The organism is Pseudomonas emilianonis, from assembly GCF_023072625.1.
GTDB classification, from domain to species: Bacteria; Pseudomonadota; Gammaproteobacteria; order Pseudomonadales; family Pseudomonadaceae; genus Aquipseudomonas; species Aquipseudomonas paraveronii.
Genome location: NZ_JAKNRV010000060.1, coordinates 1 through 21117, shown reverse-complemented (window position 1 = coordinate 21117; position 21117 = coordinate 1). Strand labels below are relative to the sequence as shown.

The 21117-nt window shown below is 59.8% G+C and carries 20 protein-coding genes and 1 pseudogene; 10 read left to right on the top strand and 11 right to left on the bottom strand.

Going from position 1 to position 21117, the window contains the following annotated elements; translation table 11 throughout:
- Positions 1 to 320 (bottom strand): annotated as a pseudogene (locus L9Z73_RS09350) (hypothetical protein); the annotation flags it as partial.
- Positions 310 to 969, bottom strand: a complete 660-nt coding sequence (locus L9Z73_RS09345; RefSeq protein WP_247399117.1) for a FadR/GntR family transcriptional regulator — start codon at positions 967 to 969, stop codon at positions 310 to 312. The gene L9Z73_RS09345 and the pseudogene L9Z73_RS09350, both read right to left, overlap by 11 nt.
- 159 nt (positions 970 to 1128) lie before the next feature.
- Here L9Z73_RS09345 and L9Z73_RS09340 point away from each other — a divergent pair, with 159 nt between their 5' ends.
- Together L9Z73_RS09340 and L9Z73_RS09335 are read left to right on the top strand one after the other, a co-directional pair.
- Positions 1129 to 1440 carry a type II toxin-antitoxin system MqsR family toxin gene (locus L9Z73_RS09340; protein WP_247399114.1) on the top strand — a complete coding sequence of 104 codons (312 nt, stop codon included), beginning with the start codon at positions 1129 to 1131 and terminating at the stop codon, positions 1438 to 1440.
- Positions 1437 to 1925, top strand: coding sequence for a type II toxin-antitoxin system MqsA family antitoxin (locus L9Z73_RS09335; protein ID WP_247399111.1), 489 nt, complete (start codon positions 1437 to 1439; stop codon positions 1923 to 1925). Before L9Z73_RS09340 ends, L9Z73_RS09335 begins: the two co-directional genes overlap by 4 nt.
- A gap of 64 nt (positions 1926 to 1989) precedes the next feature.
- Here the strand turns inward: L9Z73_RS09335 and L9Z73_RS09330 are convergent, their stop codons facing one another.
- From L9Z73_RS09330 to L9Z73_RS09315, 4 genes are all read right to left on the bottom strand, one after another.
- Positions 1990 to 2754, bottom strand: coding sequence for an amino acid ABC transporter ATP-binding protein (locus L9Z73_RS09330; protein ID WP_003171943.1), 765 nt, complete (start codon positions 2752 to 2754; stop codon positions 1990 to 1992).
- Positions 2755 to 2765: 11 nt separating this feature from the next.
- Complete coding sequence (locus L9Z73_RS09325; protein WP_247399108.1) at positions 2766 to 3863, bottom strand: amino acid ABC transporter permease; 1098 nt, start codon at positions 3861 to 3863, stop codon at positions 2766 to 2768.
- A gap of 10 nt (positions 3864 to 3873) precedes the next feature.
- Positions 3874 to 5055: an amino acid ABC transporter permease gene (locus tag L9Z73_RS09320; protein WP_247399106.1), complete on the bottom strand. Its 1182-nt coding sequence runs from the start codon at positions 5053 to 5055 to the stop codon at positions 3874 to 3876.
- Positions 5056 to 5127: 72 nt separating this feature from the next.
- On the bottom strand, positions 5128 to 6159 hold the full coding sequence (locus L9Z73_RS09315; protein ID WP_247399103.1) for an amino acid ABC transporter substrate-binding protein: 1032 nt from the start codon (positions 6157 to 6159) through the stop codon (positions 5128 to 5130).
- Positions 6160 to 6504: 345 nt separating this feature from the next.
- Here L9Z73_RS09315 and L9Z73_RS09310 point away from each other — a divergent pair, with 345 nt between their 5' ends.
- Complete coding sequence (locus L9Z73_RS09310) at positions 6505 to 7161, top strand: alpha/beta hydrolase (protein WP_247399100.1); 657 nt, start codon at positions 6505 to 6507, stop codon at positions 7159 to 7161.
- A gap of 96 nt (positions 7162 to 7257) precedes the next feature.
- Positions 7258 to 8727, top strand: a complete 1470-nt coding sequence (gene rhlB, locus L9Z73_RS09305) for an ATP-dependent RNA helicase RhlB (protein WP_247399120.1) — start codon at positions 7258 to 7260, stop codon at positions 8725 to 8727.
- A 130-nt stretch (positions 8728 to 8857) separates the two neighbouring features.
- On the opposite strand, the gene moaE is transcribed toward rhlB, so the two are convergent.
- From moaE to L9Z73_RS09280, 5 genes are all read right to left on the bottom strand, one after another.
- Positions 8858 to 9307 carry a molybdopterin synthase catalytic subunit MoaE gene (gene moaE, locus L9Z73_RS09300; RefSeq protein ID WP_247399095.1) on the bottom strand — a complete coding sequence of 150 codons (450 nt, stop codon included), beginning with the start codon at positions 9305 to 9307 and terminating at the stop codon, positions 8858 to 8860.
- 2 nt (positions 9308 to 9309) lie between these two features.
- Positions 9310 to 9552, bottom strand: coding sequence for a molybdopterin converting factor subunit 1 (gene moaD, locus L9Z73_RS09295; protein ID WP_247399093.1), 243 nt, complete (start codon positions 9550 to 9552; stop codon positions 9310 to 9312).
- Positions 9549 to 10022, bottom strand: coding sequence for a cyclic pyranopterin monophosphate synthase MoaC (gene moaC, locus L9Z73_RS09290; protein ID WP_247399090.1), 474 nt, complete (start codon positions 10020 to 10022; stop codon positions 9549 to 9551). Before moaC ends, moaD begins: the two co-directional genes overlap by 4 nt.
- Positions 10023 to 10109: 87 nt before the next feature.
- Complete coding sequence (locus tag L9Z73_RS09285) at positions 10110 to 11504, bottom strand: PhoH family protein (protein WP_247399072.1); 1395 nt, start codon at positions 11502 to 11504, stop codon at positions 10110 to 10112.
- A gap of 348 nt (positions 11505 to 11852) precedes the next feature.
- A complete protein-coding gene (locus tag L9Z73_RS09280; protein WP_247399055.1) occupies positions 11853 to 12977 on the bottom strand; it encodes a polysaccharide deacetylase family protein in 1125 nt (374 codons plus the stop codon).
- Between the two features lie 119 nt (positions 12978 to 13096).
- On the opposite strand from L9Z73_RS09280, the gene yaaA reads away from it, so the two are divergent.
- The 6 genes from yaaA to L9Z73_RS09250 form a co-directional block, all read left to right on the top strand.
- Complete coding sequence (yaaA, locus tag L9Z73_RS09275) at positions 13097 to 13876, top strand: peroxide stress protein YaaA (protein WP_247399052.1); 780 nt, start codon at positions 13097 to 13099, stop codon at positions 13874 to 13876.
- Between the two features lie 900 nt (positions 13877 to 14776).
- A complete protein-coding gene (locus L9Z73_RS09270; RefSeq protein WP_247399050.1) occupies positions 14777 to 16093 on the top strand; it encodes a nucleotide sugar dehydrogenase in 1317 nt (438 codons plus the stop codon).
- Positions 16094 to 16176: 83 nt separating this feature from the next.
- Positions 16177 to 17658, top strand: coding sequence for a mannuronan synthase (gene alg8, locus L9Z73_RS09265; protein ID WP_247399048.1), 1482 nt, complete (start codon positions 16177 to 16179; stop codon positions 17656 to 17658).
- 38 nt (positions 17659 to 17696) lie between these two features.
- Positions 17697 to 18863 carry an alginate biosynthesis protein Alg44 gene (locus L9Z73_RS09260; protein WP_247399045.1) on the top strand — a complete coding sequence of 389 codons (1167 nt, stop codon included), beginning with the start codon at positions 17697 to 17699 and terminating at the stop codon, positions 18861 to 18863.
- 2 nt (positions 18864 to 18865) lie between these two features.
- Complete coding sequence (algK, locus tag L9Z73_RS09255; RefSeq protein ID WP_247399042.1) at positions 18866 to 20257, top strand: alginate biosynthesis TPR repeat lipoprotein AlgK; 1392 nt, start codon at positions 18866 to 18868, stop codon at positions 20255 to 20257.
- The coding region (locus L9Z73_RS09250; protein WP_247399025.1) for an alginate export family protein at positions 20254 to 21117 on the top strand (864 nt) is incomplete at its 3' end. The genes algK and L9Z73_RS09250, both read left to right, overlap by 4 nt.

Sequence of the window (21117 nt, the reverse complement as noted above, 5' to 3'; positions counted from 1 at the left end):
CAATCATCCAGACACGCAGGCGCCCCACCAGCCAGCTCAACGCAATCCCAACCGCCAGACCGCCGATGGCCACCAGTACAAAGGTCAGGCTGGCATCCGCCAGGGAAAACACCCCGGTCAAGGCTGCTGGAGACCTCACTGAGCAGCGGCGACAGGCTCGACAGCGCCGGGCGCAGGTTCAGCGCCACCAGCACCAGGCCCAGCAGCAACAGCCACGGCCGGCTCACCAGCGGGTGGCTGTGCTGGACCCCGTCGTCGTCGGCCTCCGCGTCGATCAGCAGTTGTTCCAACTCGGGCGTGCGTTTGGCTTCAGGGTTCATTGATCAACTGCCGGCAGAGGGATTTGGCGCGCTCCGGGTCTTGCTGCGCGACGGCATCAAGCAGCGCGGTGTGCAGGTCGAACACCGCCTGGCGGCGCGGCGAGAGGTTCAGGGTCTGGCGCAATTGCGCGCCGATGATGCTGGAAAAATACTGGTACAACTCGCTCAACGCCGGGTTGTGCGCCGCGTCCACCAGTTGTTGGTGGAATACCAGATCGGCGCTGATGTAGGCCTCCAGTTCACCGTGATACAGCGAGGCGCTGGTGTCGAGCGCCGCGCGCAGCCGTTGCAGGTCTTGCTCGGTGCGACGCAGGGCAGCCAGGCCGATGGCCTCCACTTCCAGGATCTGCCGCGTCTCCTGCGCCTGCTCCAGGCTGCAATGGGACAACGCGCGCATGGCGCCCAGCGGGTCCGTCATCGACCGCAGGTAACTGCCGTCGCCCTGGCGGATCTCGATCAATCCGGAAAACGCCAGCACACGCATGGCCTCGCGCACGGTATTGCGGCTGATGCCCAATTCCGCCGCCAGCTCAGGCTCGGTGGGCAGGCGCTCACCGATGGCCCATACGCCTCGGGTGATGCGCTGGCGCAGCTGCTCCAGGGCCTGGTCGACCAGGGAGCGTTTGATCAGGGGGGTGATGTCTGTCATGGGCTTTGGGCTTTCGTCCAATCATAGGATGAATTCCCCTACACCATATTAGGACCAGCCTACAAAGGCAACGCACTAGGGTTCTTAGGCAGGAAAAAGGAGCAGTATTTTCGATTGTTAAAATTACCCTTAAAGGGTAATTTCAGCCTTAGGTGTCTTATGGAAAAGTACACACCTCATTACGATTTGGCGGTGATCAAGGCGGATGTCATCCGGTTGGGTAGCAGAGCATTCACCGCAAGCGCGCGGGAGGGGGCTCGACAACTTGAGTTGAACATCGGCCAGATGCGACTCGCGGTCTGCGCCCTTGAGAATCGAATGTTGTACAAGTCAATGACGACCTATTCAGACCACCGTGTGTGGCAGGACGTCTATCTGATCAAGATTTACAGTACGGAGATTTACATCAAAGTGACTTACCGCCCAGGCGGTGGTCCTCCCGTAATCTCCTTCAAGGAGAAAACCTTATGAAAACCCAACAATGCATGAGCTGCGGAACCCATGACGCAATGCAACATTTCGAAGGTCGCAACTTCACGATCAACACACGCGGCATGATCCGGGATATCCCTGATATTGCAGGCTGGGAATGCCAGGTCTGTCACGAGGTCGAATTCGATTCGGACACCGATAGCGCAGAGCGTTATTCCGATGCCAGCGATAAGTTGTTAATGGATGCCAGGACAATCATCGCCGCCGAAATGAAACGAATTCGCCGCAAATTGCATCTGACGCAGAAAGACGCGGTAAGGCTATTGACCGGCCGCGGCCATAACGCGTTTTCCCGCTACGAAAGGGCTGAGATCTTTCCGCCCGCGCCACTGCTCACATTGATGCGTCTACTGGATAAACATCCGCATCTACTGGCCGAAATAGAGGCACTCAATGCCGGCGAAGACCTGAACCGTCTGCTGATCGCAAAAGATGCGCAGCTTGCAACTCAAGCGTCCGCGTAAAAACAGCAGGCAAAAATAAACCCGGCCGGGTGCCGGGTTTATCGCTTCAAGCATCAACCATCGATCAATGCAGAATCTGGCTCAAAAACAACTTGGTCCGGTCATTCTGCGGGTTGTCGAAGAAGTCATTCGGCGCTGCCTGTTCGACGATCTCGCCCTTGTCCATGAAGATCACGCGGTTGGCCACGGTGCGGGCGAAGCCCATTTCGTGGGTCACGCACAACATGGTCATGCCGTCTTCGGCCAGGCCGATCATGGTGTCGAGCACTTCCTTGACCATTTCCGGGTCGAGGGCCGAGGTCGGCTCGTCGAATAGCATGATTTTCGGCTTCATGCACAGCGCCCGAGCGATGGCTACGCGCTGTTGCTGGCCGCCCGAGAGTTGCCCCGGAAACTTGTGGGCCTGCTCCGGAATGCGCACGCGCTCCAGGTAGTGCATGGCGATTTCTTCGGCCTTGCGCTTGGGCATCTTGCGCACCCACATCGGCGCCAGCGTGCAGTTCTGCAGAATGGTCAGGTGCGGGAACAGGTTGAAGTGCTGGAACACCATGCCGACTTCGCGGCGGATCGCTTCGATCTGCTTGAGGTCGTTGGTCAGCTCCACGCCATCGACCACGATGCGGCCCTGCTGGTGTTCTTCCAGGCGGTTGAGGCAGCGGATGGTGGTGGACTTGCCCGAACCCGACGGGCCGCACAGCACGATACGCTCGCCCTGCTTGACGTTGAGGTTGATGTCTTTCAACACGTGGAACTGGCCGTACCACTTATTCACGCCCTGCATCTGGATAATGCCTTCAGGGCTCACAGGCTGTTTGATCGCTTCGCTCATAACAACAACTCCTAACGCTTGTGGCCTGTGTCGAGCTTGTGTTCCAAATGAATGGAATAGCGCGACATACCAAAACAGAAAATCCAGAACACCAAGGCGGCGAACACGTAGCCTTCAGTGGCCATGCCCAACCATTTCGGGTCGGCGGCGGCTTGCTTGACGCTGTTGAGCAGGTCGAACAAACCGATGATGATCACCAGGCTCGTGTCCTTGAACAGCGCAATAAAGGTGTTGACGATGCCAGGGATCACCAGCTTCAGGGCTTGCGGCAGAATCACCAGGCCCATGCTGCGCCAGTAACCCAGGCCCATCGCCGCAGCCGCTTCGTACTGACCTTTGGGAATCGCCTGCAAGCCACCACGCACCACTTCCGCCACGTAGGCCGACTGGAACAGGATCACGCCAATCAATGCCCGCAGCAGCTTGTCGATGCCCATGCCTTCGGGCAGGAACAACGGCAGCATCACCGAGGACATGAACAGCACCGTGATCAACGGCACGCCGCGCCAGAACTCGATGAAGGTCACGCAGACCACACGAATTGCCGGCATGTTCGAACGTCGCCCCAAGGCCAGCACAATCCCCAGCGGCAAGGCGCCGGCGATGCCGACGGTGGCGATGACCAGGGTCAGCATCAGGCCGCCCCATTGGCTGGTGGCCACGTTGGTCAGGCCGAAGATGCCACCGTGCAGCAGGAAGAAGGCAATGATCGGGTACAGCACCAGAAAGCTCAGGCCGTAGATCGCCTTGCGTGAAAAACGCGAGATGAACAACGGCGCCACGCCAACGATCGCCAGCCACACGGTCAGGTCCACACGCCAGCGCAGGTCGCCGGGGTAGTAGCCGTACATGAACTGCCCGAAGCGCTGTTGGATAAACACCCAGCAGGCGCCCTCTTTGGTGCAGTCCGCGCGAGTGGTCCCGACCCAGTTGGCGTCGAGGATGGCCCAGTGCAGGATGGGCGGCACGACCAGGTAGATCAGGTAAAACGCCAACAAGGTCAGCAGGGTGTTGAGCCAGCTGGAAAACAGGTTGGCGCGCATCCATGCCATCGGCCCGAAGACTTTGCTCGGCGGTGGCATATCAGGTTTGAACGTATGCGAACTCATGCTCGTTTCCTCACCGCTCGATCAGCGCAATGCGCTTGTTGTACCAGTTCATCAGCAAGGAAATGCTGATGCTGATCGCCAGGTACACGCTCATGGTGATGGCAATGACTTCGATGGCCTGGCCGGTCTGATTGAGCACCGTGCCGGCAAACAGCGAAACCATTTCCGGGTAACCGATACCAGCGGCCAACGACGAGTTTTTCGCCAGGTTCAGGTATTGGCTGGTCAGCGGCGGAATGATCACCCGCAGGGCTTGCGGGATGATGACCTTGCGCAGCGTCGGCCCGGGGCGCAGGCCCAGGGAGCGCGCGGCTTCGGTCTGGCCGTGGCTGACGGACTTGATGCCTGAGCGCACGATCTCGGCGATAAACGCGGCGGTGTACACGGTCAGTGCCAGGGTCAGCGCCAGCAGTTCAGGGATCAGCACCCAGCCGCCGACGAAGTTGAAGCCTTGCAGCTTGGGCATTTCCCAGTGCAACGGCGCGCCGAAGATCAACGCGCACAACGCCGGGATCAATACCAGCAACGCCAGGCCCACCCAGAACTTGTGGAACGGTACACCGGTGGCTTCAAAGCGCTTGTTGGCCCAGCGGGTCATCAGCACGATCGCCACGATGGCCACGACCACGCTGGCCACGAACGGCCAGAACCCGTCGGCGGCCAGTGCTGCCGGCATGTTCAGGCCACGGCTGCTGACGAAGAACGTATCGCCGAAGTTATGGCTGTTGCGCGGCCCCGGCATGGTCAGGAATACCGCGAAGTACCAGAACAGGATTTGCAGCAGCGGCGGGATGTTGCGGAACACTTCCACGTACACCGTCGCCAGCTTGTTGATCATCCAGTTGGGCGACAAGCGGGCCACGCCGATGATGAAGCCGAGCAGAGTCGCCAGGACCACGCCGATCACGGTCACCAGCAAGGTATTGAGCAGCCCGATCACAAACACCCGGGCATAGCTGTCCGATTCGGTGTAGTCGATCAAGTGCTGCGCGATGCCGAAGCCGGCACTGCGCTCAAGAAAGTCGAAACCCGAGGTAATGCCCCGGTGTTGAAGGTTGGTCTGGGTATTGTTGAAGAGGTACCAGCCCAGCGAGACCACCGCCACAATCGTGATGATCTGGAAGAGCCACGCACGCACTTTGGGATCGCTGAAGCTGAGCTTCTGCTTTGGTGCGCCGATTTTATTTTGCATGAAGTGCCCCGGAAAGAATGGAACAGAACATCACCCGGCGGTTGGCCCACCGGGTGATAGAACCATCAGCGATCAGCGCACAGGGGGTGCGTATTGAATGCCACCGTTGTTCCACAGCGCGTTCAGGCCACGGTCAATTTCCAGCGGCGTGCTTTTACCGAGGTTTTTCTCGAACACTTCGCCGTAGTTACCGACTTGCTTGACGATCTGCACGACCCAGTCTTTCTTCACTTTCAGGTCTTTGCCGTATTCGCCGTCAGCACCCAGCAGGCGTGCGACGTCCGGGTTCTTGGTGGACTTGGCTTCCGCCTCGACGTTCTTCGACGTGATACCGGCTTCTTCAGCGTTGAGCATGGCGTAGCCTACCCAGCGCACGATGGCCAGCCACTCGTCGTCGCCATTACGCACGACCGGACCCAGCGGCTCCTTGGAAATGGTTTCCGGCAGAACCACGTAGTCTTTCGGCGAGGCCAACTTGCTGCGCTGGGCGAACAGTTGGGACTTGTCGGAGGTCAGCACGTCGCAACGCCCGGATTCCAGCGACTTGGCGCTTTCGTCGGAGGTGTCGAAGGTGATCGGGGTGTATTTGAGGTTGTTGCCACGGAAGTAGTCGGAAACGTTCAGTTCAGTGGTGGTACCGGCCTGGATGCAGATGGTTGCACCGTCCAGTTCCTTGGCACTTTTAACGCCCAGCTTGTTGTTTACCAGAAAGCCGATGCCGTCGTAGTAAGTGATGAAGCCAGGGAATTTCAGGCCCATGCCGGCATCGCGGGAGCTGGTCATGGTGGTGTTACGCGACAGGATGTCGACTTCACCGGACTGCAGCGCGGTGAAACGCTCCTTGGCGTTCAACTGGCTGAATTTGACTTTGGTCGCGTCGCCGAAAACGGCAGCGGCTACCGCGCGGCAATAATCAGCGTCGATCCCGAGGATCTTGCCGCTGGCATCCGGTACCGAGAAACCCGGCAAGCCGTCACTCACGCCACATTGCACAAAGCCTTTCTTCTGCACGGCGTCCAGGGTGGCGCCGGCGTGGGCGAAACCACTGACACCCAGTACAGCGGCCGCGGAAACGATGGCCAGGGTGGATTTCAATACCTTCATTCAAACCTCCAGTTGCTCTTGTTGTGTCGGAGCTAGAACCTCAGCGCACCCTTATGAGGCGATATCGACCCGTGTTGGCTTTTATTAGGGTCAAGCGGCATGAGGCGATCGCAGTAATTCCAGTTGCTATCCCATAAACGGCAGGCACTGATAGTGTTACCGTCCGAGGAAAGTTCTGACATCGACCTACACATAGCAAAGCGCGTACCAGAGTGGCTGCTGAGTCGTTTCAGCCCAAGGTCAATGAAAAAAGATTCAACCTTGCGACATTCTCGTAACAGATCAAACTATTGCGCACCGTTCCATCGCACTTAATCGGAGCGCACGCACATTTATGGAGCAGACATGACCGAAGCCTTGATTCTTCAGCCCCGCAACACCGCAGACGCCTGTGTCATCTGGCTGCATGGCCTGGGGGCCGATCGCTACGACTTCAAATCGGTGGCCGAAGCGCTGCAGGAAAACTTGCTGACCACCCGCTTCGTCTTGCCTCAGGCGCCCACCCGTCCGGTGACCATCAACGGCGGCTACGAGATGCCCAGTTGGTACGACATCAAGGCCATGAGCCCGGCCCGCTCCATCAGCCTGGAACAGCTGAAAGACTCGGCCAAAATGGTCACAGAATTGATCAAGCAACAAAAAAGCAGCGGAATAGACGCCTCGCGGATTTTCCTGGCGGGTTTTTCCCAGGGCGGCGCCGTGGTGTTCCACACCGCGTTCCATAAATGGCAAGGCGCCTTGGGTGGCGTGATTGCCCTCTCCACTTACGCGCCCACTTTCGACGACGAACTGGAGTTGTCCGCCAGTCAGCAGCGCATTCCGGTCCTGTGCCTGCATGGCCAGTACGACGATGTGGTACAGAACGCCATGGGGCGCAGCGCTTATGAGCACTTGAAGACCCGTGGTGTCACCGTGACATGGCAGGAATACCCAATGGGTCACGAAGTGTTACCTGAAGAGATCAGCGATATCGGTACGTGGTTGACCGAACGTCTGCGCTGAACGCCCCGGTTTATTTAGCCACATGACAGACGCACTACGCCGCGCCCGATTCTTGCATTACACTGGCCGGCGTATATTCCTTAACCAATTAATGAGATCACCGTGCTCAAAGCACTTAAGAAGATGTTCGGCAAAAGCGAGGCTGAGCCGCTCGCGCCAGTTCCCAGTGCTCCTGTCCCGACAACCGGCAGCCGCCACGAAGGTAAACAGCCTGGCCAGACCGCCGCTGTGGCCGCGCCGAAACCGCTCGAGGTGACACCCGCCGAACCGCCGAAACCGACCGAAGCCGCTGCGGCACCTGCGCCAAAAGCCGCACGGCGTGAACGCGCGCCCAAACCGCCCGTCACACCGTGGAAGCTCGAAGATTTCGTCGTTGAACCCCAGGAAGGCAAAACCCGCTTCCACGATTTCAAGCTCGCACCGGAACTGATGCACGCCATCCAGGACCTGGGCTTCCCCTACTGCACACCGATCCAGGCGCAGGTGCTCGGTTTCACCCTGGCCGGCAAAGACGCCATCGGCCGCGCCCAGACCGGCACCGGCAAGACCGCCGCGTTCCTGATCTCGATCATCACCCAGCTACTGCAAACGCCGCCGCCGAAAGAGCGCTACATGGGCGAGCCACGCGCGCTGATCATCGCCCCGACCCGCGAACTGGTGGTGCAGATCGCCAAGGACGCCGCCGACCTGACCAAGTACACCGGCCTCAACGTCATGACGTTCGTCGGTGGCATGGACTTCGACAAGCAGCTCAAGCACCTCGAAGCCCGCCATTGCGACATCCTGGTCGCCACCCCGGGCCGCCTGCTCGATTTCAACCAGCGCGGCGACGTGCATCTGGACATGGTCGAAGTGATGGTGCTGGACGAAGCCGACCGCATGCTCGACATGGGCTTTATCCCGCAAGTACGCCAGATCATTCGCCAGACCCCGCCGAAAAACGAACGCCAGACCCTGCTGTTCTCCGCGACCTTCACCGAAGACGTGATGAACCTCGCCAAGCAGTGGACCACCGACCCGTCCATCGTCGAAATCGAGGCGCTGAACGTCGCCAGCGAAAACGTCGAGCAACACATCTTTGCCGTGGCCGGCGCCGACAAGTACAAGCTGCTCTACAACCTGATCAACGACAACGGTTGGGAGCGCGTGATGGTGTTCGCCAACCGCAAGGACGAAGTGCGCCGTATCGAAGAACGCCTGGTGCGCGATGGCGTCAACGCCGCGCAACTGTCGGGCGACGTACCGCAGCACAAGCGCATCAAGACCCTCGAAGGCTTTCGCGAAGGCAAGATCCGCGTGCTGGTGGCCACCGACGTGGCCGGGCGCGGGATTCACATCGACGGCATCAGCCACGTGATCAACTTCACCCTGCCGGAAATGCCGGACGACTACGTACACCGCATTGGCCGTACCGGCCGTGCCGGGGCTGCGGGGGTGTCGATCAGTTTTGCCGGGGAAGATGACTCGTATCAGTTGCCGTCGATCGAGACGCTGCTGGGCCGTAAGATCAGTTGCGAGACGCCGTCGACGCACTTGCTCCGTGCTGTAGAACGCAAACGGCCCTAAGCTGAAATGCGGTCAAAAATGTGGGAGGGGGCTTGCCCCCGATAGCGGTGTGTCAGTCAGTTTATGTATCGACTGACCCACTGCTATCGGGGGCAAGCCCCCTCCCACATTTGCATCTATGTTCGGCTGACTATTTCCAGCGATCCGCTGCTGCGTGATCGCTGTCGCGCCCTTCGACCCAGTGCGCGCCCTCAGGGGTATTTTCCTTCTTCCAGAACGGCGCACGGGTCTTCAGGTAGTCCATCACAAACGCACAGGCATCAAACGCAGCCTGACGATGCGCGCTGGCCGCCGCGACGAACACAATCGGCTCGCCCGGTTGCAGCGCGCCGATGCGGTGCAGCACTTCCAGCTTGAGCAGCGGCCAGCGCTGTTCGGCTTCCACGGCGATCTTGGCCAGGGCTTTTTCGGTCATGCCGGGGTAATGTTCAAGGAACATCCCCGCCACATCGTGGCCGTCATTGAAGTCGCGGACATAGCCGACAAAACTCACCACCGCGCCGACGCCGACATTGGCGGCGTGCATCGCATTGACTTCGGCACCGGGGTCAAAGGGCTCGGGCTGCACACGAATGGCCACGCTCAGCCCCCGGTCACGGGTGGGAAAAACGCAACTTCATCACCGGCCTGCAGCGGTTCGTCGAGGCTGCACAGTTCCTGATTACGCGCACACATCAAGCTGGTTTCGTTGAGCACCTCAAAGCCCGGGTCGCCGGCCAATGCCTGGCGCACAGCGTCGACGGTCGCGAAGTCGCCTTCCACCTCCAGCGAATCCAGGCCCACCGCTTCGCTGTAGCGGGCAAAAAACAATACGTTGATGCTCATGCTTGATCCACCTTGAAATGCCCACTTTTACCGCCGAGCTTTTCCAGCAGGCGAATGCTTTCGATGGTCATGCCACGGTCCACGGCCTTGCACATGTCGTAGATCGTCAATGCGGCGACACTGGCGGCCGTCAGCGCTTCCATCTCCACACCGGTCTGGCCGGAGAGTTTGCAGCGCGCCACGATATGCACCGCGTCCACACCCTCGGCGCTGAGTTCGACCTTGACGCCAGTGAGCATCAGCGGGTGGCACAGGGGGATCAGGTCGCTGGTTTTTTTCGCCGCCTGGATTCCGGCAATGCGGGCCACGGCAAACACGTCGCCCTTGGGATGGGCGCCGTCGACAATCATTTTCAGGGTCTCGGGCAGCATGCGCACGCGCGCTTCGGCCACTGCCTCACGGAACGTCACGGACTTGTCGGTGACGTCGACCATATGGGCGCGACCTTGGGAATCGAGATGAGTCAGCACAGGGATACTCCTGATCAGGAGCGTCGATTGTAAACCCAATGCAAAAGAAATGTGGGAGGGAGCAAGCCCCTCCCACACCGACCGCGTTTACAAGTGAGATTCGGCGTATTCGGCCAAAATCGAACGTGGAACCCCTTGCAGCGCGATATGCACGCCGTTCGGGAAGTCTTTGAAGCGTTCCGTCAGGTACGTCAGCCCGGAGCTGGTCGCGGACAGGTAAGGGGTGTCGATCTGCGCCAGGTTGCCCAGGCACACCACTTTGGAACCGGCGCCAGCACGGGTGATGATGGTTTTCATCTGGTGCGGCGTGAGGTTCTGGCATTCATCGATCAAAATCAGGCTCTGCTGGAAGCTGCGACCTCGGATGTAGTTGAGGGATTTGAACTGCAACGGCACTTTGCTGAGGATGTAGTCGACGCTGCCATGGGTGTTTTCGTCATCCATGTGCAAGGCTTCGAGGTTGTCGGTGATCGCCCCCAGCCACGGCTCCATTTTTTCCGCTTCGGTGCCGGGCAGGAAACCGATTTCCTGGTCCAGGCCCTGCACACTGCGGGTGGCGATGATGCGGCGATAGCGCTTGGTCACCATGGTCTGCTCGATGGCGGCAGCCAGGGCAAGAATGGTTTTGCCCGAGCCGGCGGCGCCGGTCAGGTTGACCAGGTGGATGTCCGGGTCGAGCAGCGCATACAGCGCCAGGCTCTGGTAGATATCACGCGGTTTCAGGCCCCAGGCTTCCTGGTGCAACAGGGGTTCCTGATGCAGGTCGAGGATCAGCAGCTTGTCGACCTGGATCTCTTTGATCCAGCCCACAAAACCCTGTTCGTCGATGATGAACTCGTTGACGTGTACCGCCGGCAGGTTGTCGATCAGTTGCACCTGGTGCCAGGTGCGACCGTGGTCCTGACGGGTTTCGACCTTGCTGACGCGATCCCAGAACGAGCCGGTCATGGTGTGATAACCACGGGACAGCATCGATACGTCGTCGACCAGTTGGTCAGTACTGTAGTCCTCGGCAGCGATCCCACACGCTCGTGCCTTGAGGCGCATATTGATGTCTTTGGTCACCAGCACGACGCGCAGGTCCTTGTCACGTGCGTGCAGGTCGATCAATTGGTTGATGATTTTGTTGTCGTTGAGGTTTTCCGGCAGCAGGCTGTTGGGCTCGCTGCGCTTGCTCATCAGAATCGACAGCAAGCCCTTGGGCCCGCTCTTGCCGCGCTGGATCGGCACGCCGACTTCGACGTCCTCGGGTGACGCTTCGCCCAGGGTTTTGTCGATCAGGCGGATCGCCTGGCGGCATTCGGCGGCCACGCTGTGATGCCCGCTTTTGAGTTTGTCGAGTTCCTCCAGCACGATCATCGGGATGGCGACGTGGTGTTCTTCGAAATTAAGCAGCGCGTTCGGATCGTGGATCAGTACGTTGGTATCAAGCACATAAAGGATTGGCTGGTCGGAAGAAGGGTTACGTCCATGATCATCCATACTCGGTCACCTTTGTGGGAGCCAGTCGACGCAATACCACAACAGTGCTGCGCCTCGATTCGACCACCGAATGCACCTGAGGGACGTCAAGTGCATTGCCCACATGAGGAGTCTTGGAAGACGCCACCTGTGTTGCAGGTTTCGGCGATCTGACTTCGTAATACCGCAAAACCCATGACAGGAAAAAGCACTTTGACGTTTTTTTGAAGTTTATTTTTCAGGATGACGAATAGCACTAGCCGAGTGCCAGCCACGCCGTTAAAGTCGGAAGTCCGCCTGCATCGAAATGTCCTACAAAACCACCCCGGAAATGCCGCATCCCCAACGGGAATAGGCACTTCAGCCTTTTCAGCGAAACGCCTCCCGGCAGTCCTGCCAACCCAGCCCGCTTTGCGCCGTCGCCTGCAACAAAATCGGCAATGCCACCCGCGCCTTATCCTGGGTGTCGTGAAATACAATCACCCCTTTGCGCCACAACAACATCAAGGTCAGCACCCGCTGCGCCGACTCATCAGCCTTGAGCTTGCCCGGTTCGTCCTGGGAGTCGATATCCCACAACGCCACCTGCAAACCCTGGGACTGGAAGAAACCCTGGCTGTCCGCACGACGCTGACCGTAGGGTGGACGGAACAGCGGCACGTAGTTCTCCGGCATCAGGTTCTGCGCCAGTGAGGCACTGCGGGTGATGGAGCTTTGCCAGTCGACCCAATGGCTGTGGGAACGGTACTGCCAGCCCTGGGTGCCCACGCACTGGCCTTGGTACAGCGCCTGCACATCGGCAGCGGAACTGCGCTCCACGCGGTTTTGCAGGCTGCTGCCAAGGGCGAAGAACGTGGCGTTCATCTTCTGCTTGCGCAGGTAGTCAGTGAGCCAGTCGGTATTGCCGCTGACCGGGGCCGGGCCGCCGTCGAAGGTCAGCAGGAACAACCGGTCGTTGAATTCATCGCCGTTGCGCTCATGGTCGCCGAAACGCGCGATCTCGCTGCTGATCTGCGGGAACAGCGCGGCTTTGCGCAGCAGCTCGTCCAGGTAACGCTCGTGGAAATTGTGGCTCGGGCCGGCCCAACCTATATAGAAGGAGTTTTCGCTGATCTCGAACTTGCCGGCCTGCTCGCGCAGGTCGTCCATGTTTTCCACCAGGTAGCAGAACGACGCGTCTTCCTCACAACTCTCCTGGGCGAAGGTGTAGCCCTCCAGCAGGCGCTGCCAGAGCTGGCGACGCAGATCGTCGATGGCCGCCAGGTTGATGATCTTCAGGCCCAGGCGCTGTTTGAGCGCCGCTTCATCCAGGGCTTCGCTGGCGATCAGGCTGTGGGCGAACATCAGGATTTCGGCGCGCGAGGCCACGTCGAACAGCGCAGGGCTGCTGAGTTTTTCCGGCCAGACGCCACGATCCAGGCTGGCCACATCCACGGGCGCCGCGTGGGCATTGAGGCATAACAGGCACGCCGACAAAAAAAACGCTATTCGCACACAGGGTCTCCCTCTCCAGAGTCACCGGCCATCATAGCGGATCGCGCCTATCGCCATCATAGGTGGAGTCAAAACGCCCAACACCCTAGAATCCTCGCACGATTACAGGAGCCAACTTCATGCTGATGGTGATTTCCCCCGCCAAGACCCTCGACTTCGAGTCCAGGCCTGCGACCCCGCGTTTTACCCAGCCGCAGTATCTGGACCACTCCCAGGAACTGATCGAGCAACTGCGCCACCTGAGCCCGGCGCAAATCAGCGAATTGATGCATGTATCCGACAAGATCGGCGGCCTCAACGCCGCGCGTTTCGGCAGCTGGAGCCCGGCGTTCACGCCGGCCAATGCCAAGCAGGCGTTGCTGGCATTCAAGGGCGACGTGTACACGGGCCTGAACGCCGAAACCTTTAGCGACGCCGACTTCAGCTACGCCCAGGACCACCTGCGCATGCTCTCGGGCCTGTACGGCCTGCTGCGCCCCCTGGACCTGATGATGCCGTATCGCCTGGAGATGGGCACCAAACTGGCCAACGCCCGTGGCAAGGACCTGTACGCCTTCTGGGGCACCCGGATCAGCGAGTGGCTCAACCAAGCCCTGGCCGAACAAGGCGATGACGTACTGCTCAACCTGGCGTCCAACGAATACTTCTCAGCGGTCAAGCGCACGGCCCTGAACGCAAGGATCGTCAACACCGAGTTCAAGGACCTGAAGAACGGCCAGTACAAGATCATCAGCTTCTACGCGAAAAAGGCCCGGGGCATGATGAGCCGCTTCGTGATCGAAGAGCGCATCAACGATCCGGCCCAGCTCAAGCAGTTCGATGTGCAGGGTTATCGCTTCAATGCGGAGCAGTCCAAGCCCGACAAACTGGTGTTCCTGCGCGATCACGCACCGGAATAAGGCCCTGCTCCGCCCTCATAGACGCTAAAGATCATATGTGGGAGGGGGCTTGCCCCCGATGGGGGTGGGTCAGTCGACACATGTATGACTGACACACCGCCATCGGGGGCAAGCCTCCTCCCACATTTTTGTCTGCATTCCACCCCGAAAATCGTCAATTGTTTGGCGTCAAAAAATACGTTGACACATCCATAACTTTTATTTCACTCGACATTCATCATTTTTTTTCGTAGTGGCACCACTTTTTTAAAATACTAGTGGCACAAAACTATCCCCGCGCACCAACTCCCCGCAACTACTGGTCCAAATAGCAAGTGCTATCAATATAGTACCAGTGCCATCTTTGCCTATATTTCAAGAAATTTCCGGAAACAGGATGAGCGGCCAGGAACTTCGCCCTAAAGCACCGCTCATACCACCGGTAACGTAATTCTCTGTTTCTGTAAGAGATGACTTACATGGCGACCAACGGAAGTAGCGAAGTTGTCACATTTAACTTTGACTCAGGGCTGATATTACCAACCGATTAGTTAAGAGCGGCGACAAGGATGAATTGCCACACACTATAAGGCCAAGGCTGTGCTTACCCCAATGGGTCAGTGATGAAACCCAAGGCATTGATATTTAAAGACCTATTGTCTTTATCAAGGCTCTGCGGCACTGGCGCCAGGCCCTTCTCCCAGGAAGGCCGGCTGCATTTGAGGGCAAGCCCCAATAAAAAGGCCAAGTTGCGCACAACTTGAGTGCAATAGTTAGTCACTCGTTATTCAACATGCCTGCATGCGGTAAGTCGGCGTCTGTTCGCCTAACTTTCGCGGCATCAGTGACGCTTGCAAACATGAACTCCGGCCATTTATTGGCAGATTTAATACCGTCTTCAATGACAAAGAGGTAAATGCGATGCGCATCAGCATATTTGGTTTGGGTTACGTTGGCGCAGTCTGTGCCGGTTGCCTGTCTGCCCGTGGCCATGAAGTGGTCGGCGTAGACATCTCCAAGGAAAAGATCGACCTGATCAACGCCGGTAAATCACCGATCGTTGAGCCGGGTCTGGGCGAGCTGCTGAGCCAGGGTATCGAGACCGGTCGACTGCGCGGCACGACCAACTTCGCAGACGCCATCCGCGATACCGACCTGTCGATGATTTGCGTCGGCACGCCGAGCAAGAAAAACGGCGACCTGGAACTCAACTACATCGAATCGGTATGCCGCGAGATCGGTTTTGTCCTGCGTGACAAGACCACCCGCCACACCATCGTCGTGCGTAGCACCGTGTTGCCGGGCACCGTGGCCAACGTGGTGATCCCGATCCTCGAAGACTGCTCCGGCAAGAAAGCCGGCGTCGACTTCGGCGTCGCGGTCAACCCGGAATTCCTGCGCGAATCCACGGCCATCGCCGACTACGACCTGCCACCGATGACCGTCATCGGCGAATTCGACAAAGCCTCCGGTGATGTCCTGCAATCGCTGTACGAAGAACTCGACGCGCCGATCATCCGCAAGGACATCGCCGTTGCCGAAATGATCAAGTACACCTGCAACGTGTGGCACGCCACCAAGGTGACCTTCGCCAACGAGATCGGCAACATTGCCAAGGCCGTCGGCGTCGATGGTCGCGAAGTGATGGAAGTGGTCTGCCAGGACAAGACCCTCAACCTGTCCCAGTACTACATGCGCCCAGGCTTCGCATTCGGCGGCTCGTGCCTGCCCAAAGATGTGCGCGCGCTGACTTACCGCGCCGGCTCCCTGGACGTGGAAGCGCCGCTGCTCAACTCGCTGATGCGCAGCAACGAATCCCAGGTGCAGAACGCCTTCGACATCGTCGCCGGCCACGACAAACGCAAAGTCGCGCTGCTGGGCTTGAGCTTCAAGGCCGGCACCGACGACCTGCGCGAAAGCCCACTGGTGGAACTGGCGGAAATGCTGATCGGCAAGGGCTACGACCTGAGCATCTACGACAGCAACGTCGAGTACGCCCGTGTCCACGGTGCGAACAAGGAGTACATCGAAGGCAAGATCCCTCACGTGTCGTCCCTGCTCAACTCGGACTTCGATGATGTGATCAACAACTCCGACGTGATCATCCTCGGCAACCGTGATGAGAAGTTCCGTGCCCTGGCGCAGAACGCGCCACACGGCAAGCAAGTGGTCGACCTGGTGGGCTTCATGTCCAAGGCCACCTGCGTGACGGGCCGCACCGAAGGTATTTGCTGGTAACAGCAACGGCAAGTTTCGAGCTGCAAGCGTCCTGATCCCCAGCGCTTGCAGCTTGAAGCCTTCTTCACCTTCGGATGACGCTTATGTCCAAGTTAAAACACGTACTGCTCCAATCCGCCGGCTGGCTGTTCTTCTTGAGCCTGCTGATGGGACTCGCCCTGCTGTTGCCGGCGAGTACGTTCGACGCCGAGTCGAAGAATTTTATTTTCCTGATTGGCGCCGTCGGTATCTGGCGCTACTCGATGGGTGCGACGCATTTCTTTCGCGGCATGCTGTTCCTGTACGTGGTCTACCCACACCTGCGGCGCAAAGTGCGCAAGCTGGGCAAGTCAGCGGACCCGTCCCATGTGTTCCTGATGGTCACCAGTTTTCGGATCGATGCGCTGACCACCGCGCAGGTCTACAGCTCGGTGATTCGCGAAGCGATCGAATGCGGCTTCCCCACCACCGTGGTCTGCTCGCTGGTGGAAATGTCCGATGAGCTGTTGGTGAAGAGCCTGTGGGAACGCATGAACCCGCCGGACCATGTGAAGCTCGACTTCGTGCGCATCGCCGGCACCGGTAAACGCGACGGCCTGGCCTTCGGTTTCCGCGCCATCTCCCGCCACTTGCCGGATGACCGCGCCGTGGTTGCAGTGATCGATGGCGACACCGTGCTCGCCGAAGGCGTCGTGCGCAAGACCGTGCCGTGGTTCCAGTTGTTCGGCAATGTCGGCGGCCTGACCACCAACGAGTTCTGCGAAGTGCGCGGCGGCTACATCATGAGCGAGTGGCACAAACTGCGCTTCGCCCAACGCCACATCAACATGTGCTCGATGGCCCTGTCCAAGCGCGTGCTGACCATGACCGGGCGCATGTCGGTGTTCCGTGCCAGCGTCGTCACCGACCCGGGCTTTATCGCCGACGTGGAAAGCGACTCGCTGCAACACTGGCGCCTGGGCCGCTTCAAGTTTTTGACCGGCGACGACAAGTCCAGCTGGTTCAGCCTGATGCGCCTGGGTTACGACACCTTCTACGTGCCGGACGCCGCGATCAACACCGTGGAACACCCGCCGGAAAAGAGCTTTATCAAGGCCAGCCGCAAGCTGATGTTCCGCTGGTACGGCAACAACCTGCGCCAGAACTCCCGCGCCCTGGGCCTGGGTGTACGCCGCCTGGGTCTGTTCACCAGCGTGGTGCTGTTCGACCAGCGCGTGTCGATGTGGACCTCGCTGCTCGGCCTGACCGTGGCAATCATCGCCACCTTCAAGTACGGCGGCGCCTTCATCCTCGCTTACCTGCTGTGGATCGGCATCACCCGCCTGATCCTGACCCTGCTGCTGTCGTGCTCCGGCCACAGGATCGGCCCGGCGTACCCGGTGATTCTCTATTACAACCAGATCATGGGCGCGCTGGTGAAGATCTACGTGTTCTTCCGCCTTGATCAACAGTCCTGGACCCGCCAGGACACCAAACTGACCCGCGATTTGGCCAGCTTTCAACGTTGGTTCAACACCTGGTCGTCTCGGACCATGACCTTCTCCGCCGGCAGCGTTTTCGTCGCCGTGTTGCTGATGATGGTCTGACCCTGCCAAGCCTGAATTAACTCTAGGAAATTGCCCTGATGAACAGCCAAGTAAACGCCAACGTTGTCCACGAATCCGAAGCCCAGCGCCAGCACGCCCGAGTCAAAATCCCGGCCAAGCTGCGCTTCTTCAACACTGACCGCACGCAGACCGAAGCGCGGGTCATCGACCTGTCCGCCGGCGGCCTGGCGTTCACCGCCACGCAGCCGTTGACCGTCGGCGAAGTGCACAAGGGTCGCCTGCAGTTCGTCATCGATAACCTCGGCCTGGCAATGGATGTGGAGCTACAGATCCGCTCCTACGACCGCCAGAGCGGGCGCACCGGTTGCCAGTTCCAGAACCTCGATGCGCAGGATATCTCGACCCTGCGCCACCTGATCACCTCGCACCTGTCGGGCGATATCGTGACCATGGGTGACGTACTCGCCACCCTGCAACGCGACAACTTCACCAAGGCGCGCAAGGTCAAGGACGGCGGCAGCAACATGAGCGCCTTCGGCCGCTTGCGCGCCGTGACGTTCAGCCTGGCGATCTTCCTGGTGGGCCTGGCGGCATTCGGTTTCGTCTTCAAATCGCTGTATGGCATGTACTTTGTCAGCCACGCCCAGGCCGGCCTGGTCAGCGTGCCCGGCATGAACGTGACCATGCCTCGCGACGGCACCGTGCAAAGCCTGCTCAAAGGTGATGCGGTGGCGGCCAAAGGCGCGCCACTGGCGACCTTCAGCACCAGCATGCTCGACGTGCTCAAGGGCCACCTGGACGAAGACCAACTGCAACCGGCCAAGGTCGAAGAACTGTTCGGCAAGCAAATGACCGGCACCCTGACCTCCCCTTGCGACTGCGTCGTGGCCCAGCAAATGGTGGCCGACGGTCAGTACGCGAGCAAAGGCGACGTGATCTTCCAACTGGTACCACGCGGCAGCCTGGCCAACGTGGAAGCACGCTTCTCCTATCGCCAGTTCGCTGACGTTCGCCCAGGTACGCCGGTGAACTTCCAGGTCGCCGACGAAGAACAGACCCGCACCGGCACCATCGTCAGCAGCACCAGCCTGAACAGCGCCGACCTGTCCTCCGACATCCGCGTGCAGATCAAGCCGGATGCTCCGCTGGACAGCGCCTACGCCGGCCGCCCGGTGGAAGTGACCAGCGACCGTGGCCCATCGCTGAACTGGCTGATCGATAAAGCCATGGCTGCGGGTCTTTAATCATGAGCGCCCTTCGAACCCTACCGGTGCCCCTGGCGCTGGCCATCGCCCTCGCCGGTTGCGCCGGCCTGCCCGACCAACGCCTGGCCAATGAAGCGCTCAAGCGTGGCGATACCGTCACCGCGCAGCAGAATTACCAGCAACTGGCAGACCTGGGTTACAGCGAGGCCCAGGTGGGCCTGGCCGACATCCAGGTAGGCACCCGCGATCCGGCGCAAATCAAACAGGCCGAGGCCACTTACCGTGCCGCGGCGGATATTTCGCCGCGCGCCCAGGCCCGCCTGGGTCGCCTGCTGGTGGCCAAGCCCGGCGCCACCGAAGCCGAACACCATGAAGCCGAAGGTCTGCTGAAAAAAGCCTTCGCCAATGGCGAAGGCAACACCCTGATCCCGCTGGCGATGCTGTACCTGCAATACCCGCACAGCTTCCCCAACGTGAACGCCCAGCAGCAGATCAACCAATGGCAGGCGGCGGGTTACCCGGAAGCCGGTCTGGCCCAAGTGCTGCTCTATCGCACCCAGGACACCTACGACCAGCACCTGGATGACGTTGAGCGCATCTGCAAGGCCGCGCTGAACACCACCGATATCTGCTACGTCGAGCTGGCCACGGTCTACCAGAAAAAAGCCCAGCCGGAAAAACAAGCCGAACTGCTCAAGCAGATGGAAGCCGGCTACAGCCGTGGCACCGTCACCGCGCAGCGTGTCGACAGCGTGGCCCGCGTATTGGGCGACGCTACGCTGGGCACGACCGACGAGAAAACCGCCCAGGCCCTGCTGGAAAAAATCGCCCCCGGCTACCCCGCGTCCTGGGTCAGCCTGGCGCAATTGCTCTACGACTTCCCCGAACTGGGTGACGTCGACCAGATGATGAAGTACCTGGACAACGGCCGCGCCGCCGACCAGCCGCGCGCCGAACTGTTGCTGGGTAAGCTCTACTACGATGGCAAGTGGGTACCGGCAGACGCCAAGGCCGCCGAAGCCCACTTCCAAAAAGCCGTGGGCCGGGAAGTGGCCGCCGATTACTACCTCGGCCAGATCTACCGCCGTGGCTACCTGGGCAAGGTCTACTCGCAAAAGGCCCTGGACCACCTGCTGACCGCTGCGCGCAACGGCCAGAACAGCGCCGACTTCGCCATCGCCCAATTGTTTTCCCAAGGCAAGGGCACCAAGCCCGACCCATTGAACGCCTATGTCTTCAGCCAATTGGCTAAAGCCCAGGACACGCCAGAGGCCAATGACCTGGCCACGCAGCTCGAAGCCCCGCTGACGCCGGAACAACGCGCCGAAGGCCAACGCCTGGTGCAACAGGAACTGGCCGCGCGCGGCACCCTGGCCCAGAGCACGCTGCAACTGCACGCCCTGCAAGAAGAAGACGGCGAGGAAGCCCTATGAAGCTCAATCCATTTGTGCAGGCCGGTATTGGCCTGACCTTCGCCCTGCTGTGGTCGTGCCCGACCCTGGCCGCGCTGACTGAAACCAAGAATTTCGGCATGGACGTCAAAATCACCGGCCAGTCCGAAGACGACCGCGACCTGGGCACCAAACCGGATGGCGACGTCAACGGCATCGGCCTCGACCTGCGCCCGTGGATCTACGGTGAAAGCGGCAACTGGAGCGCCTACGCCATGGGCCAGGCGGTAGCCTCCAGCGACATCATCGAGACCGACACCCTGCAACAGTCGTCGAGTGACGCCACTGAGCAATCAAGCAACGACGACCGCAAGACCAAGAAAAACTACCTGGCCATGCGCGAGTTCTGGGTCGGCTACAGCGGCTTCACGCCCTACCCCGGCGAGCTCCTCAAGCTCGGTCGCCAACGCCTGCACAATGACGACGGCCAATGGCGCGACACCAATATCGAAGCGTTGAACTGGACCTTCGACACGACCCTGCTCAAGGCCAATGTCGGTGCCGCCGAACGTTTCAGCGAATACCGCACCGACCTCAAGGAACTGTCGCCCAAGGACAAGGACCGCCAGCACTTCTACGCCGACGCCGCCTACCAGTGGACGCCGGGCCAGTGGATCGGCCTGCGCGGTCACCACACCCATGACGACGGCAAGCTCGACTACGCCGAACCGGGCGTGGCCACTGACCCGTTGGACAAACGCGAGAACGGCGACCTGACCTGGCTCGGCATCGAAGCCAGCAGCGACGCCTACAACTGGCGCAACACCAACACCGTCAACTACTGGGCCAGCATCACCGGCATGCAGGGCGACCGCGACACGGTCAACGCCTTGAACGCCGAC

Excerpts from the sequence above, each read along its gene's own strand:
- L9Z73_RS09345 (WP_247399117.1), bottom strand. The coding sequence starts at position 969 with ATGACAGACATCACCCCCCTGATCAAACGCTCCCTGGTCGACCAGGCC.
- L9Z73_RS09340 (WP_247399114.1), top strand. The coding sequence starts at position 1,129 with ATGGAAAAGTACACACCTCATTACGATTTGGCGGTGATCAAGGCGGAT.
- L9Z73_RS09335 (WP_247399111.1), top strand. The coding sequence starts at position 1,437 with ATGAAAACCCAACAATGCATGAGCTGCGGAACCCATGACGCAATGCAA.
- L9Z73_RS09330 (WP_003171943.1), bottom strand. The coding sequence starts at position 2,754 with ATGAGCGAAGCGATCAAACAGCCTGTGAGCCCTGAAGGCATTATCCAG.
- L9Z73_RS09325 (WP_247399108.1), bottom strand. The coding sequence starts at position 3,863 with ATGAGTTCGCATACGTTCAAACCTGATATGCCACCGCCGAGCAAAGTC.
- L9Z73_RS09320 (WP_247399106.1), bottom strand. The coding sequence starts at position 5,055 with ATGCAAAATAAAATCGGCGCACCAAAGCAGAAGCTCAGCTTCAGCGAT.
- L9Z73_RS09315 (WP_247399103.1), bottom strand. The coding sequence starts at position 6,159 with ATGAAGGTATTGAAATCCACCCTGGCCATCGTTTCCGCGGCCGCTGTA.
- L9Z73_RS09310 (WP_247399100.1), top strand. The coding sequence starts at position 6,505 with ATGACCGAAGCCTTGATTCTTCAGCCCCGCAACACCGCAGACGCCTGT.
- moaD (WP_247399093.1), bottom strand. The coding sequence starts at position 9,552 with ATGAGCATCAACGTATTGTTTTTTGCCCGCTACAGCGAAGCGGTGGGC.
- L9Z73_RS09285 (WP_247399072.1), bottom strand. The coding sequence starts at position 11,504 with ATGGATGATCATGGACGTAACCCTTCTTCCGACCAGCCAATCCTTTAT.
- yaaA (WP_247399052.1), top strand. The coding sequence starts at position 13,097 with ATGCTGATGGTGATTTCCCCCGCCAAGACCCTCGACTTCGAGTCCAGG.
- L9Z73_RS09270 (WP_247399050.1), top strand. The coding sequence starts at position 14,777 with ATGCGCATCAGCATATTTGGTTTGGGTTACGTTGGCGCAGTCTGTGCC.
- alg8 (WP_247399048.1), top strand. The coding sequence starts at position 16,177 with ATGTCCAAGTTAAAACACGTACTGCTCCAATCCGCCGGCTGGCTGTTC.
- L9Z73_RS09260 (WP_247399045.1), top strand. The coding sequence starts at position 17,697 with ATGAACAGCCAAGTAAACGCCAACGTTGTCCACGAATCCGAAGCCCAG.
- algK (WP_247399042.1), top strand. The coding sequence starts at position 18,866 with ATGAGCGCCCTTCGAACCCTACCGGTGCCCCTGGCGCTGGCCATCGCC.